Below are 14,907 nucleotides of genomic sequence, written 5' to 3' on the forward strand. Positions count from 1 at the left end.
TTATTCTTGCATACATAAAGGAAGGTTTCCTTCATGTCTGTTCTTGTAATCTTGGATGAGTTCACTGGATATTTTCTCAAAATTATCTGTTATCATGTATCGTAATCTTGTATTTTCTAAAATGCAAGGCTGTGTTATCTTTTCTCTAATGCTGTTATTGATATTTTTTGTACCTTCAATGCATAGAATTTTCATTGATGAATGCATCATGAAAACTCCTGATGATCTAGGTATGTTTGAAATATTCTCGTCATTAGAGTCTAGCCAATCTGACCATGAATTTTGATTGTTAAGCATCTCTGTTCTTAATCTTGGAGCATTTTTCTTAGACCTGCACATCTATTTCTGATTGTAACCTCGGTCACTCCTGATGCAATCGATATGTCTTTTTGTGATTTTATTTCTCCTGTACTAATACATGCTAAGTAGAGTGCAGCTGCGGCTATTCCCATAGGATCTTTTCCTGCCACCATTCCAATTTTTTTTGCTTGTTCTAAAATTGATACTGCCTTTCTTTTGCTTTTTTCACTTAACTCTGCAATGCTTGCAATCCTTGAAACTCCTTTTATCGGATCTACAACTGGCATTTTTAACTCAAGTTCTCTAAAAATTAATCTGTAGCATCTTGCAACATCTTTTCTTCTAATGTTGATTCCCTTTGCAATATCGTCTAATGTTCTTGGAGTTTCTGTATTTCTACATGATGCGTAAAGACATGCTGCAACCAATCCCTGAATTGAACGACCTCTTACTAGTTTTTTCTCCATCGCTTTTCTGTAGATATATGCTGCTTTTTCAACAACTGCGTCTGTTAAAGCAAGTTTGTCTTTTAATTTATCCATCTCATTTAGAGCTTGTCTGAGATTTCTATCTGCAGATGAATGTGCTTGTGTTCTACTGTCCCAAGTTCTGAGTCTTTCAATAGAACTTTTTACACTTGCAGATAGTGGCTTTCCTGTTGAATCTTTATTTGCTTGACCGATAATCGTTGACAGTCCCATATCGTGCATTGTTAGTGATGTGCCTGCTCCAACCCTTGTTCTGTTTGTGTCATCACTTGCAAATGATCGCCATTCTGCACCTGTATCTGCAATTTTGTCAGTTACTACAAATCCACATTTGCCACAAAATAATTCGCCTGTATTTTCATCGGTAACCATTTTTTTATCTCCACATGCTGGACATTTTGGTCCAGAAACCATTGTGTTCTTAAGCATAATCATTACGATTAACGTTATTAGCTTATTATCCGTTTTACATAATTTCTGCAGGTTAATTGTGTGTAGGTTAAGCTAACATCTATTCTCATTCTATGGAACAAGAATGCAAATTAGGTTGTACTAACGGTATTTTGAAATTTTAACTCAATAAACAATACGCATAATTTGTTTTCATTGAAGAGTACATGATATTGTTTCTGTCTGTTACGTGTGGCAACCCAATTGAATGCCCTAATTCATGCGTCATTATTTTCTCTACTGTATTTACGTCATACAATTGGAAACTTCCATCACAATTGTAATCTCCTAAAGTGACTTCTACAACTCCCTTTCCTAGATGGGCATGTCCTAGAACTCCTTCCCCTAATTCTCTAACTACCCATGTGACCCAAACATTTGCATCATATTTCTGATCAACTATTTCAAACTCTACTCTTGCTTTTTGATTATTTGTGTTAAGTTCTTGATTTTCCCAAAATGCAAAAGAATTCTGTAAAGTACTAACATGATCTAATGGTAATCCTGATGGTTGTTCGTTGACATATACCTTGTAATGAATTACATATGCTTCATCTATGATTTCATATGTTGGATTTGGAAATTTACTTGATGCATTTTTTACTTCTTCTTCAAAATTCCATTTTACGTAGTCTCTAAGAAATTTTTTTATCACGTCTTGACTTGGATTTGGATATTCGATGTATCTTTTTTCATCGTCTACATTTTTTGAAATACTGCGTAAATATTTTTCAAAATAATAAAATTCTATTTCTTTTTCTTTTTTGATTTCCTCGGGGGATTTCTCAATTTTTACCACGAGAATTCCATTTTCCATCATATGCTGAATGCCTGCAACAAAATCTTGATCATTTATCATGTCATCGGCCCACCATCCTGCATTGTCTTTTATCCAATCTGGAATTTTATTTTCAACAGTTTTATTTTCATCAGTGGATGGAACCTGAACTATTTTATTTTCAATTAAATATGTTAGAGCAGAAACAAATTCTGAATCTTCAATTTTGTCATCGGCCCACCATCCTGCAATATTTCGAACCCAATCTGGAATCTTTGAAGTGTGCGTATTTTGAAATTCTTGAGGTTTTTCAGTTGGTGTGTATGGATATTTGGAAATAACTCGTTCGATAAACTCTTTGTAATTATTAACTACTATGCTATTTGGTTTTTCCTGCAATGCCTTTTTAAAATATTTTAATGATTCTTGATATTCCCCAAGATTTCCAAATCCCACACCCATACCTGTTAATGCAATTGCATCATCTGGTTTGTATTGAAGAATTTTGAAAAATTGTTTTAATGATTTTTCGTGATATCCTAAGTTGCTTTGGGCAATTCCTTTCATTTTTAATGTAGATATGTTATCTGGGGCAATTTCTAAAATTTCATCATAAATTGTTATGGCCTGATTATAATCCCCGTTTTCAAAATGACTCTTTGCCTCTTCAAACATTATGGGGGCATCTTCGATAGTTTGAGCAAAAATTGGTACTGTAAAAAAACCTACAAAAATCAACCCTATAATTACAAAATATTGAATCATATTGACTGATTTTGCTTGTTTCTTTTTCAGATATATTTTGTTTCTCTAATTTTTTGGAATGGGTCTTTATGTGGATTCTTTGAGCAAATCTTTAATCTGTTATGCTTTATTTTAATTTAGAATGACTCAATTTGGTGCTGGAAATGCAATCTATTCTTTACGAAAAAAAATTCAAGAAGTTAAATCTGAGCTAAATGCTCTTGGAGATCCTATTGTGGATCTGCCTGAATTGATATCTTCTGCCAATCTCTTACGCTCAAATGAATACCTTTCAAAATCAAACGAGAAGAAATCTGAACTAATATCGACATATGAACAATATGCATCGGCTCTTGAAGACTTGCTATCCACCGTTTTTGAAATACAAAATGAATTAAAAGATGTATTAAAGGAACAATCTTCATTGATCTCTACAAAAACCTCTTCTAAAACATCTAAAAAAACTTCTAAACCAAAAACACAAAAACGTTCTAAAAAGTAGCTTTTGTCTTTATGTGTGAACTATATCTCCTGCAATCACTCTTTTAGTAATGTTGTTTTTTGAAACAACAAGTGCACCATCTTCGTCGATTCTGATGGCTTTGCCTGAAATTTTTCCATCTTCTGTTTCTAACTCCACGTTTTTTCCTATGGTTGATGATTTGTTTGTCCATTCTTTGACTATCTTCTTAATTCTTCCTGAACTTAAATCCGTGTATACTTTTTCAAGTTCTGTTAGAAAGGAATGAACCAAGTCTATTGGTTTTACTTTTTTGTTATGTTGCATTAATGATGAAATGCCATAAAAATTAGGGGTTCCTTTTAGTTTTTTCTCAATTTCTTTTACATCTACATCGAAGTTTATTCCGACACCTAGAACAAGATCTTCTATCTTGTTGGATTCTAATGATACATCTACTAACATTCCTGCAACTTTTTTGCTTTTAATTGTAATGTCATTAGGCCACTTTAGCTCTGATTTAATTTTTAACGTTTTTTCAATTGAATTTGAAAGTGCCAATGATGCAGCTAGTGGAAACAATGTAGCAGCAGATATGTCAAATTTTGGATGTAGGATTATTGATAACCATATTCCTCCTTTTGGTGATTCCCACCTTCTTCCCTCTCTTCCCTTCCCACTGGTTTGTTTTTCAGCAACTATCACTGTACCGTTATTCTCTTTGTCAAACACCATTGATAATGCTTGATTCTGTGTTGAATCAATGGTTTCAAAATAATATGCTTGTTTTCCTATGAATTTAGTTTTTAATCCCTCTGTAATCTCCCAAGGCAGTAATTTTTCAGAATCTTCTTTTAATCTGTAGCCTAGTTTTTGTTTTGTTTCAATTTCATAGCCTAACTCTTGAATTTTTTTAATATGTTTCCAAACTGCAACTCTGCTAATTTTTAATACGTCGCTTAGATCTTGTCCTGAAAGATATTCTGTGTTGTGTGATTTCAAAAAATAAAGTACTTTGACTAAACCTGGATTGTTAAAAGAACTGTAAATCAATTGTTTTTCTTTCTAATTCAAGTATAAATTACATCTTTGGGGGCTAAAAACCGATGTCAATATCAAATCCTCCGTCGCCAAAGTCCTCTGCTCCATCCATTCCTTCTCCTCCCTCCATTCCATCTGGGATACTTTCTGGTGGAACATAGTCGGACATTGACATTCCTATCATGCTAAACATCATTGAAAACATCATCATGTCCATTACTCCAAAAAACATCATCATTGGAAGAAATGACTTGTTATCATCCATGTATTGCTGAAGTTTTTGCTTATCTCCTGATTTATACAACAGTGACATCTGATTCCATTTTTCCTGTAATTCGTGAACTCTTTCATCAATTTCTCTAGAACCCTTGTCTGTAACTTTGATCTCTATCTTTTTGCCTAGCCACCCTTTTTTTTCTTCTACATCAATCATTCCTTTTTCTTCTAGTTTCTCTAAAATTGAATTTAATTCCTCAGCGTCTATCTGCGTGGCTTTTTTAATTTTATCAAATTTTTTATTTCCGTTTCTTATTGCCCCCAATACGACTAGATCTTTTGGTTCTTCCATACTGTTGTTTTCCATTTATCCCTAAAAAATTCTATCTTTTAGAGGTTGCCAGCATTCCTTTCTTTTTTAATTCGGATATGATGTCTGTAACTCCTGTCTCGTAAGAAGGGAATTTGAATTGGTATATTTCTGATATTTTCTTATTGGATGCCTTTATTGATGTAGTTAACAACTTGGTTAGATCTGAACCTAACAATGCTTTTACAAGAAATGTAGGAACATTACCTGGATGTTTAATGCCTATCGAGTCAGCTGTATAATTCACAAAATCATTGAATTTTGTATGTGTTGAATCTACCACGTTGAATCTTTCGTTAAAACGATTGTTCTCTAAAATTGATATCAAACTTCCAACAGCATCATCAATATGAACAAAACATTTGTAGTATTTACCTCCTTTTGGTAATCTGAATGTATTTTTTAACAAACGCTTGATCAAAAATTCATAGAACCATCCTTTTGTTCCATAAACGTCTCCAAAATGTACTACTGAAAAATCAATTCCTAGTTCTTTACAATTTTTCTCTAAAAATTCTTGTGCTTTTAATCTAGTTTTTACAAATTCTGTATTGGGTGAATATGGAAAAGTTTCATCAACAATCTTGTCTCCTGTTTCACCGTACACTCCCATGCCTGAAACATACAAAAATGATTTTGTGTTGTTATTTATGGCATTAAAGAGATTTTTGGTGCCTTCAAGATTCACATTTTGCAATGTTTTTTTATTTTTTTCTAGTGGTGTATGCGATGCCAAATGAAAAACACAATCGTATTTTGCATCTCCTAACTTCATATTTTTGTCAGTTATGTCTCCTGTGATCGTTTTTGATTTGGGGTTTCCTGTCTTTCCTTTTCTGATTAATGATTCCACATGATGTTGTTTTTTTAATAATTCTTCAACTAGATGTGACCCGATAAAACCTGTGGCTCCTGTAACTAAAATTGACTTACTCATATGTTGTTTTGTTTGTTCTATGGTATTATTGTATTTGTGTAATGCTTTGCTGACATTTTCTTTTCAAAAATTATATTCAACCTCTAAGTTTTGTTTTACATGGAACGTGATTCATACAGTGACGATGAAATTCGAGATATTTTTACATTAAAAAAAGTAGCTGTAGTGGGTATGTCTAAACACGAAAACAAAGCTGCCCATTATGTACCTAAATATTTGTCTGATAATGGATATGAAATAACACCTGTTAACCCTACTACCAATGAAATCTTAGGTAGAAAATGCTATGAAAAAGTATCTGATATTGATGATGATATTGACATAGTAGATGTTTTTAGACCCTCTGATCAAGTATTGCCTGTTGTTCAAGAAGCTTTAAAGAAAAAACCTAAGGTGATATGGTTGCAAGAGGGAATTCATAATCCTGAAGCTGAAGAATTAGCACGTAAACAAGGTGTAAAAATTGTCTTTAATCGATGCATGCTTGCAGAACACCAGAGATTATTCTAATGTCCACTTTTGAAGAATTTTACAATGATCTGATTGATCTTGCAAGTAAATATGAAAAAAACAATGTTCCTCTAAAAATTGAAAAAGATTTGGAAAATAATGTTGTTAAAATTTTTGGTGAAAAAATTACTTCTTTAGCAAGGGCAAAAAATGGATTAAATGATGTCACTGAACTTGCATTGACTACTGCCGAACATCATCCTTTTTGGAATTTATTGTATAATTGCTCTGAAATATCTCAAACAGTTTTAGAAAAATGGAATGATGTTCTTACTGTAGAAGAACTGGATGACATTAATTGGTATATTCGGGAATTGGAACAAACTGTGAAAAAAATCAAAGACCGACTAGACTAGTCTAGGCAGAGATAAATATTCTGAAATGACTGTTAATTTATGCCAATCAAACTTGGATTAATTGGTAAAACCAATACTGGCAAAACAACTTTCTTTAATGCTGCTACACTCTCTTCAGAAGAAATCTCTTCTTATCCTTTTACTACAAAAAAACCTGTTTCTGGAACTGCTCATGCAATAACTCTGTGTGTTCATCCTGAATTCAAAATTGAGGATAATCCAAATAATTCTAAATGTATTGAAGGATGGAGATACATTCCTATTGAACTAATTGATTTGCCCGGTCTTATCAAAGATGCCTGGAAAGGCAAAGGACTAGGAAACCAATTTCTCTCGATTGCAGCACAATCTGATGCCTTGTTGCATGTAGTTGATGCATCAGGAGGAATAGATTCCTCAGGAAAGATCACTGAACCTGGAAACGGTGATCCTATTTCTGATTTTGCAGATATTGAAGAAGAACTGATTATGTGGTATCATAAAATTTTAGAGGGTAATCGAGAAAAAGTTTCAAAACTAATTCGAACTGGTACGGATCTAATTGATGCAATAACTGACTTGTACCGTGGAATAGGAGTTCAGAAAATTCATGTAAAAGAAACATTGCATGCCGTTGAACTTGAAGAAAAAGACTTTGATGATTTTGACGTGGTTGACAGCAAAAAATTTGCTTCCCATCTAAGAAAAATTTCTAAACCTACTTTGATTGTTGCAAATAAAATAGATGTTGAATGCGCAGACAAAAACTTTGCAAGACTCAGAGAACGATACAATGATTCTATTGTGATTCCAGTTAGCGGTGATAGTGAATTCAGTTTAAGACGGGCTGAACAAAAAGGTTTGATCAAGTATTCTCCTGGTTCTGAACAATTTGAAATCATAAAATCTGATGAACTTAACACAAAGCAAATTAATGCTCTGGATTTCATTAAAAAAGGAATCATGGGTGAATACATGAGAACTGGAGTGCAATTTGCAATCAATATTGCAGTCTTTAAATTATTAAAAATGAATTCCATCTATCCTGTAGCTGATGAACAAAACCTCTCAGACAAAAAAGGACGTGTACTGCCTGATTTGATTTTATTAAAGGATGGTGCTACGATTAATGATCTTGCCAAAGAAATTCATACTGATCTTACCAAAGGTCTTCTTTATGGAAAAGATTTGAGGTACAATCTTAGATTGCCTGTTGATTATCAACTACGTGATCGTGATGTTGTTTCTTTGGTTAGTGCATCTAAGAAATAATTCCAATTAGCACTAGCAAAAAATGTCCATTCTTGTTATAAGCAAACTTCTTTTATCATATGCATGAATACATTTGCTATTCAGGGATGTTTGTTTTGAGGAGTGTCTGTGAATCACTTCTTGTCTTTGCAATTATGACTGGAATTCTATTACCTGTACGACTGCTTTTTGTCCAATATGTCTCTGATAACTGGTTTGGATCTCTTGGTATTATCTCTGTACTTACATTTGTAGTAATTTTACTTGCAAAGAAAAACAAATTGGGATTTTTTGGTCCCATGCTCGAAAGACAAATTTTCAAATTTCAGAAAGGAAAACGCGGCTATGTTGTTTTTGGTGAATCTGTATTTCTCTTATTGATTTTGGGAGGGATGATTTTTGCCATTCATCAGGGGAATTCTACTGTCTCTGAAATTCTACACCTTCCTGCAATATCTTCTGCAGATACTCCAGAACTGATTTTAGATTCTACAAAGCATTGGGGTGCCTTAGAGTGGTTTACATCATTTCTGATGATTCCTGTTGCATTCTTAACCTCGTTTCCTGAAATGTCAGTTATTATTGCATCCATAGATCAAAAATTGGATGGTTGGTTGCTGCATTTTTACACTGTAGGCTTTGTCGAATACTTAGAACTATTGGGAATTTTGCTTTTTTATAGGCTACACTTTAGAAAAAAATCTGTTTTTCCAAAGAATTCATTATCTTGCAAATCTTCCATTTTGAAGCATAGGGAATAAATTCAGGTGTGTTAGACTAATGGTGCTTTGGAAGAAACAACGTCTGAATTTTCTAGTTATGGTGTTTACAAAATAGATGACTCTCTAGAACTTTCATTGCCTAATATAGAAATCCAAATAAAGAAACTGTCTGATAATGTTTTTTCTTATACAAGAAAAGACGCAGAAGACAATGTTGTTGAAAAAATGATTCCTGTCAAAACAAGTTATTTTGAAATTGAGTTGTGTCCGATTAGACCTTTGAATTATCCTGCAAGAAGAACAAATTACGTGTACTTGGATTTTGAAACTCCTGTATTTTTATCTGAAGGATCTGCAGCTTCGATTTATGTCCGCTGTCCTATTGAAATAGGTATTTTTCTTATTCATGATGGCCACAAGGATTCATTAGATTGGTTTGCATGTGACCCTGTTCGCTGTAGATTTGGGTTGTATGGTACTCCCGAAAGCGGAACTCTTTGCAAGTACTATAAATCTGATATAGTTGAATCTTATGATGATTCCATTTCATTTGTTAATGCTGTGATGCAGATTCGTCTTAGAAATGAATTAGGTGAAGGACACTCAATTTCCAAAGTAGTCTTTCCTATATCTAATAATACGATTTATTATCAAAAATCAAAGGCAATAATTGATTCCCTTGATGCGGTAATGAGGAAAAAACTTACTTTGGAAATATTGGATGTGTATGCTAAAAAATTAGAGACTGATTGGACTGTGTCTCCTACTTACGAAGTGGCCTCACAAGTAAAAAACGTGGATATGGGTGTTGATTGATGGTATTGGAATTTTTTGATAACTTGTCTCAAATAGAAATCACAGGTGGTCTCACCTTGCTGTCATTATTGATAGGTGGAATAATTATGGCAGTTGGAATAATTGTTGCTAGGACTGTTCGACTGCTTTTTACAAAATACTATGGCCCAAAATTGCCTCAAGATACGGCAAAGAATATGGGCAAATTATTATACTTTGGAATAATCATTATCGCATTTTTGGTATTTACCTCTTCTACAGGTGTTGATTTATCTGGCCTGCTGGTGGCAGGTGGAATCTTTGGAGTTGTTATAGGATTTGCAACTCAGTCTGTTGTTTCTAATTTGATTTCAGGGATTTTCCTCATGATTGAAAAGCCTGTAAGGCAGGGAGATTCAGTAGAACTTCCGTCTGATGGGATTTCCGGAACTTTGTTGGATATCAGTACTTTCTCTGTTCGAATTCGACAGTTTGATGGTACTATAGTTAGAATCCCTAACGAGTCCTTTTTTACTCACAACATAAGATCTCTTACTTCTACACCTGTCAGGAGATCTGAGGCTGTTGTTGGAATTGCATACAAAGAAGATATCGAAGGTGCCATTTCTGTTTTGGAAAAAGCAATTCAAAAAACAATGCCGTTTGTTTTAGCTGTACCCCAGCCTGAATTCCGACTAAAGGAACTGGGTGATTCAAGTGTAAATATTGAAATTTTGGTTTGGCACCCTAGAGAAGATTGGGGTGCAGTGTCTCCAAAATTGCTTATTGTTGCAAAAAATGCTCTTGATGAGGCTGGTATAGAGATTCCATTCCCACAAAGAGTAATCTGGCAAGGAAAGGCGTAAAGAATTTCATAAAAAAAATTCTATGCAGAAATTTCTTCTTTTTTACTGTGTCTCTTTTTTAATAAACTGAACATTATCATGCCCACATTAACAATTGAAACAATTTCAATTAGGTCAACACCGTACAAGAACCAATCAATTATGGGGTGAATTCTTGAAACCACTCCTGCTTCTAACATCATATCTGCATTCCACACCATGTGTGGAACTTGAATGAATTGAATAACTGCAATAACAATTACGCTGCCAAGAATTTTGTTTTCATACCATTTCCAAAATTTATTCCATGCATTCATGTTCTTATTTGTAATATGTCGATAATAAACAACTCGAAAATTAGATGAAACTAATTAGACTGAACTAATTTTTTTTATCTCTGAAAAATTACGTTTAACTAAATCTTTTTCTTAGCACTAGGTGTTTTCTTGTTGTTTTGTTAAATATCTCAAAATATTTTTTTTATTATGCGTGTATGGGACATCTCTGCAAAAAAACTGTGTAAAAACCATTTGTTAGGTGAGCACAGAGAACTTCATGCAATTTGGTCTATTATTACAGAACAAAAAAAGGGATATTCACTTCATCCTGAAACTATGCGATGGAAAGGAAAATTGAAAGCACTGTATTTTAGACATGAGGAATTGGTTATTGAATTACATAGTAGAGGTTATCGTCATCATAGCTCGCTTGACAAAAGGAAAGCTATTGGCGCATCAAAACAAAATATTTTGATTGATTCAATCCCTAAACAAATTCAAATTCTAAAACAAAAACGCTGTTCCTGTCAAATCTGATTCTCTGCCTTGATCTTCTCTTTTCTGATCCAGACTGTTTTTCCTTGATGATCGATAATTTCAATATTCATTTCATTGATTTGATTGCGAATCTCATCTGCTTCTTCAAATTTTTTCTCTTTTCGCAACTCTTCCCTTTTTTGTATCAATGAACTGATCTGTTCTTTTTCTTGTTGTGATATTTTTGGAATGTCTAATCCTAAAATTGTAAGCATTCTCTCAAATTCGGGCATAATTTTTTGGGCATCTGTTTTACTAATACTGCTTTCGGCTGCCATTTTGTTGGTTTCTTTGACTAGTTTGAAAAATGATGATAACGCTAAGTGTGTGTTGAAATCTGATTCAAGTGCAGCATCAAATTCCTTTCTTGATGTCTCAATTGTATTTTCTACATTGTGATCTTCTTCTGAATTCGCATGAATTAATTCATAATAACACATTTCAGCTTGACGCCATTTTGTTAAACTCTCTTTAAGTAATCCGTCAGTATAGTCTATTGGTTTTGAATAATGACCTGATAAACAAAATAATCTGATGATGTTTGGACCCCAATTTTCTAACACATGTTTTATGGATTTTATGTTCCCTAATGACTTTGACATTTTTTCGCCATTTATTGTCACCATCCCAACATGCATCCAAATTTTTGCAAATTGTTTTGATGTGAATGATTCTGATTGTGCAATCTCATTTTCATGATGAGGGAAAATCAGATCTCGTCCTCCACCATGTATGTCAAAATTCTCTCCAAGATACTTGATGCTCATTGTAGAACACTCTATGTGCCATCCTGGTCTGCCTTTCCCCCAAGGGCTATCCCAAACTGGTTCAATATCTGAAAGTTTCCACAGCGCAAAATCTAATGGATCTTTTTTTGCTTCGTCTACTTCTATTCTTGCTCCTGATTGAAGCTCATCAATTTTCTTTTTAGATAATTTTCCATACTCTGGAAATTTATCTACTGCAAAATACACTCCATTTTTTGTTACATATGCAACATTCTTTTCAATTAATTTTTCAATGAATTCTTGAATATCTTTAATGTGTTCGGTAGCCTTTGGGTAATTTGTTGCACGTTTTACATTTAATGCATCAAAATCAGAAAAATAATTTTCAATGTATTTTGTGCTTATTTGCTGAGCAGTTGTGTTCTCTACATTTGCACGTTTTATGATCTTATCATCCACATCTGTAAAATTTTGAATAAATTCTACATTGATTTTTTTACTTTCCAGGTATTTTCTTAATACATCAAAAACGATAATGGTTCTGGCGTGACCAATATGCGACTCGTCATAGACAGTCACCCCACATAGATATACTCTTACTGTTCCTGTAGTTTCTAACTCTTTTTCTGAATTGCTTAATGTATCTTGTAATCTCATCTTTAACTCTCAAATGGTTTTTGTTGAGGTAGTCTTTTGTGTTGACTCTTAATGTGTAATTGTTGAACTTTTTGTATGGTTTCTTTTCCGATGTTGGTACTCTCTGCTATTTGATCAAGAGATAATTTCTTTTCAAACATGCAATACAATATTGAATCAATCTCTTCATATGATATCCCAATTTCTTTTTCTGCACCATGATCTTTCCACAAGTGAGGACTACTCTTTTTTTCAATAACATTCTGTGGAACTTCTAGATATCTTGCTATCTCTCTTACTTGTAATTTGTACAGTGAAATTATTGGAATTAAATCTGCTGCACCGTCTCCATGTTTTGTAAAGTATCCTATGAGGAATTCACTTTTGTCACTGGAACCTAGAACCAGATAGTTTTTTGCATTGGCATAATAGTACAAAATATTTGCTCTTACGCGAGCTCGAAGATTTCCTTTTGCCCAATCATTTGGTTCCAAGTATTTTGAATACTCATTTACAATTGGTTTGATATCGATTAACTTGTATTCTATGCCCGTTAATGCAATCATCTTTAATGCATCTTCTGTTTCACTTTTTGGCGTAATGTCTGTGTCTGGCATTAAAAGTGCAAGTGTCTTATCTTTGACTACTCTTTTGCAGAGATAAGCTAATACCGCAGAGTCTATTCCACCGCTTAATCCCAAAATTAACCCGTTTGAATTATTTTCCTCTATTTTTTCTAAAAGAAACTTCTCAATTGTTTTTGTTATTGAAGGATAATCTTGATTCTTTATCTCATCAATGATTTCCTGGTTCATCTGGATTTTCTAATTTCTGTCAGAATAAAAATTGTGCCTAAATATCTACGTAAATTCCGTCATCTCTTGCTTCTACAGCATATGTCTCTAGTTTTACATCTTTTAGATAATCTGTAAGCTCACCTGTTTTGATATTATAGTGCCAAAAATGAAGTGGACATTCTACGATATCTCCATCTAGTTTTCCTGGCGCAAGTGAACCATCTTGATGAACGCAAAGGTCATCTAATGCATGATATCCATCTTGATTAAATATTGCAATCTGTTTTCCGTCTATTTTGAATGCTTTGCCCTTTCCTGCAGCAATCTCTCCTTTATCGGCAATCTTTTTCCAAGCCACTGCTTGTTTGATTGTTTTGTCATTTATTTAGATTCGCATGATAGAGTTTTATTATGTGAGTAGTTGTTTTTTTGTGTGAGCAAAGTAAAGTCTAGTTCAAAACTAATCAAAGATGGAAAACTATCTTATGAATGGGCTAGATCTCATATGCAGATTTTAGATAATACTATTAATCGACTCAAAAAATCAAAACCTCTCAAAGGTATAACGTTAGGATTTTGTTTGCATATCACAAAAGAAACATCCGTTCTTTTAATGGGTGCAAAAGAACTTGGTGCAACAGTTGCGTGTTGTGGTGGCAATCCATTAACTACGCAGGATGATATTGCAGCCTTTTTGGCATCTCAAGGAATTCATGTTTATGCATGGCATGGTCAATCAGTCAAAGAATATGATTGGTGTATTGATCAGGTTCTAAAACATAAACCCACCATCTTAACTGATGATGGGGCAGACATGAATGTCAAGGCCCACTTTGATAAACGATTCAAATCTTTGGAAATTTTAGGTGCAACTGAAGAAACCACTGCAGGTGTTACCCGAATTAGAGCTGTAGAAAATCAAGGCAAGCTTCGCTATCCTGTCATCTTGGTAAATGAAGCATATACCAAACATATGTTTGACAATCGTTATGGGACAGGACAAAGTACAATTGATGGTTACCTAAGAGCAATGAATCTGCTCATGGCATCAAAACGAGTAGTTGTTGTTGGATATGGTTGGGTAGGTCGTGGCGTTGCATCTAGATGTCATGGAATGGGTTCTAAAGTAATTGTTACTGAAATTGATCCTGTAAAAGCACTAGAAGCCCATATGGATGGATTTGAAGTAATGCCTATGTCACAAGCTGCAAAAATCGGTGATATCTTTATCACTTGCACTGGAATGACTAGTGTGATAAGAAAAGAGCACATCTTACAAATGAAAGAAGGTGCAATTATGGGAAATGTTGGCCACTTTGATGTTGAAATCGACAGTGACTTTTTACTGAAAAAATCCAAATCAGTAAAACAAGTTAGACCCAGTCTTGATGAATGTGTTCTTAAAAATGGAAAACGCGTTTATTTGATTGGTGAAGGTAGATTGGCAAATCTAGTTGCAGCTGAAGGGCATCCTCCAGAAGTTATGGCTCAATCATTTTCAAACCAAATTTTATCCATAATGTACATCTTAAAAAATCACAAGAAAATGGAAAATAAGATTATCAATGTTCCTGAAGAAATAGATCGTCAAGTTGCTATTGATGCACTAAAAGCTATGGATGTAAAAATTGACAAACTTACTCCTGAACAAGTAAAGTACATGAATAGTTGGTAACTCTCAATTTCCTCTCTACAAAACTTCTTAAGATC

19 protein-coding genes are annotated in these 14,907 nt (G+C 33.7%); 9 read left to right on the forward strand and 10 right to left on the reverse strand.

Annotation, left to right across the window (positions count from 1 at the left end):
• The 3 genes from NsoK4_RS02855 to NsoK4_RS02865 form a co-directional block, all read right to left on the reverse strand.
• Nucleotides 1-339 carry a hypothetical protein gene (locus tag NsoK4_RS02855; protein ID WP_249111126.1) on the reverse strand — a complete coding sequence of 113 codons (339 nt, stop codon included), beginning with the start codon at nucleotides 337-339 and terminating at the stop codon, nucleotides 1-3.
• Nucleotides 306-1,217: a transcription initiation factor IIB family protein gene (locus NsoK4_RS02860; RefSeq protein ID WP_211687922.1), complete on the reverse strand. Its 912-nt coding sequence runs from the start codon at nucleotides 1,215-1,217 to the stop codon at nucleotides 306-308. The genes NsoK4_RS02855 and NsoK4_RS02860 overlap by 34 nt, the downstream gene beginning before the upstream one ends.
• Nucleotides 1,218-1,359: 142 nt before the next feature.
• Nucleotides 1,360-2,781 (reverse strand): M57 family metalloprotease, encoded by a 1,422-nt coding sequence (locus NsoK4_RS02865; RefSeq protein WP_211687924.1) that lies wholly within the window; start codon nucleotides 2,779-2,781, stop codon nucleotides 1,360-1,362.
• 121 nt (nucleotides 2,782-2,902) lie between these two features.
• Between NsoK4_RS02865 and NsoK4_RS02870 the strand changes: the two genes are divergently transcribed.
• Nucleotides 2,903-3,262: a hypothetical protein gene (locus NsoK4_RS02870; RefSeq protein WP_211687926.1), complete on the forward strand. Its 360-nt coding sequence runs from the start codon at nucleotides 2,903-2,905 to the stop codon at nucleotides 3,260-3,262.
• Between the two features lie 9 nt (nucleotides 3,263-3,271).
• Here the strand turns inward: NsoK4_RS02870 and NsoK4_RS02875 are convergent, their stop codons facing one another.
• From NsoK4_RS02875 to NsoK4_RS02885, 3 genes are read right to left on the reverse strand one after another with little or no spacing between them, the layout of a single operon-like run.
• Nucleotides 3,272-4,273 (reverse strand): biotin--[acetyl-CoA-carboxylase] ligase, encoded by a 1,002-nt coding sequence (locus NsoK4_RS02875; RefSeq protein ID WP_211687928.1) that lies wholly within the window; start codon nucleotides 4,271-4,273, stop codon nucleotides 3,272-3,274.
• Nucleotides 4,274-4,316: 43 nt separating this feature from the next.
• Entirely contained in the window at nucleotides 4,317-4,844 is a 528-nt protein-coding gene (locus NsoK4_RS02880; RefSeq protein ID WP_211687930.1) for a winged helix-turn-helix transcriptional regulator, read from the reverse strand.
• A 16-nt stretch (nucleotides 4,845-4,860) separates the two neighbouring features.
• Nucleotides 4,861-5,784 carry an NAD(P)-dependent oxidoreductase gene (locus NsoK4_RS02885; protein WP_211687933.1) on the reverse strand — a complete coding sequence of 308 codons (924 nt, stop codon included), beginning with the start codon at nucleotides 5,782-5,784 and terminating at the stop codon, nucleotides 4,861-4,863.
• A 99-nt stretch (nucleotides 5,785-5,883) separates the two neighbouring features.
• Between NsoK4_RS02885 and NsoK4_RS02890 the strand changes: the two genes are divergently transcribed.
• From NsoK4_RS02890 to NsoK4_RS02915, 6 genes are all read left to right on the forward strand, one after another.
• A complete protein-coding gene (locus NsoK4_RS02890) occupies nucleotides 5,884-6,294 on the forward strand; it encodes a CoA-binding protein (protein WP_211687935.1) in 411 nt (136 codons plus the stop codon).
• Nucleotides 6,294-6,650 (forward strand): hypothetical protein, encoded by a 357-nt coding sequence (locus NsoK4_RS02895; protein WP_211687938.1) that lies wholly within the window; start codon nucleotides 6,294-6,296, stop codon nucleotides 6,648-6,650. The genes NsoK4_RS02890 and NsoK4_RS02895 overlap by 1 nt, the downstream gene beginning before the upstream one ends.
• A gap of 39 nt (nucleotides 6,651-6,689) precedes the next feature.
• Nucleotides 6,690-7,901, forward strand: coding sequence for a redox-regulated ATPase YchF (locus NsoK4_RS02900; RefSeq protein WP_211687940.1), 1,212 nt, complete (start codon nucleotides 6,690-6,692; stop codon nucleotides 7,899-7,901).
• A gap of 86 nt (nucleotides 7,902-7,987) precedes the next feature.
• The gene (locus NsoK4_RS02905) at nucleotides 7,988-8,641 is read left to right on the forward strand and encodes a hypothetical protein (protein ID WP_211688855.1); all 654 of its coding nucleotides are present in this window, start codon (nucleotides 7,988-7,990) and stop codon (nucleotides 8,639-8,641) included.
• Between the two features lie 27 nt (nucleotides 8,642-8,668).
• Complete coding sequence (locus NsoK4_RS02910) at nucleotides 8,669-9,418, forward strand: DUF432 domain-containing protein (RefSeq protein ID WP_211687942.1); 750 nt, start codon at nucleotides 8,669-8,671, stop codon at nucleotides 9,416-9,418.
• Nucleotides 9,418-10,242 (forward strand): mechanosensitive ion channel family protein, encoded by an 825-nt coding sequence (locus NsoK4_RS02915; protein WP_211687944.1) that lies wholly within the window; start codon nucleotides 9,418-9,420, stop codon nucleotides 10,240-10,242. Before NsoK4_RS02910 ends, NsoK4_RS02915 begins: the two co-directional genes overlap by 1 nt.
• 20 nt (nucleotides 10,243-10,262) lie before the next feature.
• Here NsoK4_RS02915 and NsoK4_RS02920 read toward each other — a convergent pair whose 3' ends face one another.
• Nucleotides 10,263-10,538: a hypothetical protein gene (locus NsoK4_RS02920; RefSeq protein WP_211687946.1), complete on the reverse strand. Its 276-nt coding sequence runs from the start codon at nucleotides 10,536-10,538 to the stop codon at nucleotides 10,263-10,265.
• A 168-nt stretch (nucleotides 10,539-10,706) separates the two neighbouring features.
• Between NsoK4_RS02920 and NsoK4_RS02925 the strand changes: the two genes are divergently transcribed.
• The gene (locus tag NsoK4_RS02925) at nucleotides 10,707-11,036 is read left to right on the forward strand and encodes a pyrimidine dimer DNA glycosylase/endonuclease V (RefSeq protein WP_211687948.1); all 330 of its coding nucleotides are present in this window, start codon (nucleotides 10,707-10,709) and stop codon (nucleotides 11,034-11,036) included.
• Here NsoK4_RS02925 and cysS read toward each other — a convergent pair.
• Genes cysS through NsoK4_RS02940 form a run of 3 tightly spaced genes read right to left on the reverse strand, consistent with a single transcriptional unit; the run spans nucleotide 11,027 to nucleotide 13,555 of the window.
• Nucleotides 11,027-12,421: a cysteine--tRNA ligase gene (gene cysS, locus NsoK4_RS02930; protein ID WP_211687951.1), complete on the reverse strand. Its 1,395-nt coding sequence runs from the start codon at nucleotides 12,419-12,421 to the stop codon at nucleotides 11,027-11,029. The genes NsoK4_RS02925 and cysS overlap by 10 nt on opposite strands.
• Nucleotides 12,422-12,423: 2 nt before the next feature.
• Nucleotides 12,424-13,215, reverse strand: coding sequence for an NAD+ synthase (locus tag NsoK4_RS02935; protein WP_211687953.1), 792 nt, complete (start codon nucleotides 13,213-13,215; stop codon nucleotides 12,424-12,426).
• Nucleotides 13,216-13,252: 37 nt separating this feature from the next.
• The gene (locus tag NsoK4_RS02940) at nucleotides 13,253-13,555 is read right to left on the reverse strand and encodes a Rieske 2Fe-2S domain-containing protein (RefSeq protein WP_211687956.1); all 303 of its coding nucleotides are present in this window, start codon (nucleotides 13,553-13,555) and stop codon (nucleotides 13,253-13,255) included.
• 75 nt (nucleotides 13,556-13,630) lie between these two features.
• Between NsoK4_RS02940 and NsoK4_RS02945 the strand changes: the two genes are divergently transcribed.
• Complete coding sequence (locus tag NsoK4_RS02945; RefSeq protein WP_211687958.1) at nucleotides 13,631-14,872, forward strand: adenosylhomocysteinase; 1,242 nt, start codon at nucleotides 13,631-13,633, stop codon at nucleotides 14,870-14,872.
• Nucleotides 14,873-14,907: the final 35 nt, after the last annotated feature.

Origin of the sequence: Nitrosopumilus sp. K4 (assembly GCF_018128925.1) — an archaeon.
Classification (GTDB): Archaea; Thermoproteota; Nitrososphaeria; order Nitrososphaerales; family Nitrosopumilaceae; genus HKST03.

Bases quoted from the DNA above. Each gene is read 5' to 3' on its own strand.
- NsoK4_RS02855 (WP_249111126.1), bottom strand. From the start codon at position 339: ATGTGCAGGTCTAAGAAAAATGCTCCAAGATTAAGAACAGAGATGCTT.
- NsoK4_RS02860 (WP_211687922.1), bottom strand. From the start codon at position 1,217: ATGCTTAAGAACACAATGGTTTCTGGACCAAAATGTCCAGCATGTGGA.
- NsoK4_RS02865 (WP_211687924.1), bottom strand. From the start codon at position 2,781: ATGATTCAATATTTTGTAATTATAGGGTTGATTTTTGTAGGTTTTTTT.
- NsoK4_RS02870 (WP_211687926.1), top strand. From the start codon at position 2,903: ATGACTCAATTTGGTGCTGGAAATGCAATCTATTCTTTACGAAAAAAA.
- NsoK4_RS02880 (WP_211687930.1), bottom strand. From the start codon at position 4,844: ATGGAAAACAACAGTATGGAAGAACCAAAAGATCTAGTCGTATTGGGG.
- NsoK4_RS02885 (WP_211687933.1), bottom strand. From the start codon at position 5,784: ATGAGTAAGTCAATTTTAGTTACAGGAGCCACAGGTTTTATCGGGTCA.
- NsoK4_RS02890 (WP_211687935.1), top strand. From the start codon at position 5,884: ATGGAACGTGATTCATACAGTGACGATGAAATTCGAGATATTTTTACA.
- NsoK4_RS02895 (WP_211687938.1), top strand. From the start codon at position 6,294: ATGTCCACTTTTGAAGAATTTTACAATGATCTGATTGATCTTGCAAGT.
- NsoK4_RS02900 (WP_211687940.1), top strand. From the start codon at position 6,690: ATGCCAATCAAACTTGGATTAATTGGTAAAACCAATACTGGCAAAACA.
- NsoK4_RS02905 (WP_211688855.1), top strand. From the start codon at position 7,988: ATGTTTGTTTTGAGGAGTGTCTGTGAATCACTTCTTGTCTTTGCAATT.
- NsoK4_RS02915 (WP_211687944.1), top strand. From the start codon at position 9,418: ATGGTATTGGAATTTTTTGATAACTTGTCTCAAATAGAAATCACAGGT.
- NsoK4_RS02920 (WP_211687946.1), bottom strand. From the start codon at position 10,538: ATGAATGCATGGAATAAATTTTGGAAATGGTATGAAAACAAAATTCTT.
- NsoK4_RS02925 (WP_211687948.1), top strand. From the start codon at position 10,707: ATGCGTGTATGGGACATCTCTGCAAAAAAACTGTGTAAAAACCATTTG.
- cysS (WP_211687951.1), bottom strand. From the start codon at position 12,421: ATGAGATTACAAGATACATTAAGCAATTCAGAAAAAGAGTTAGAAACT.
- NsoK4_RS02935 (WP_211687953.1), bottom strand. From the start codon at position 13,215: ATGAACCAGGAAATCATTGATGAGATAAAGAATCAAGATTATCCTTCA.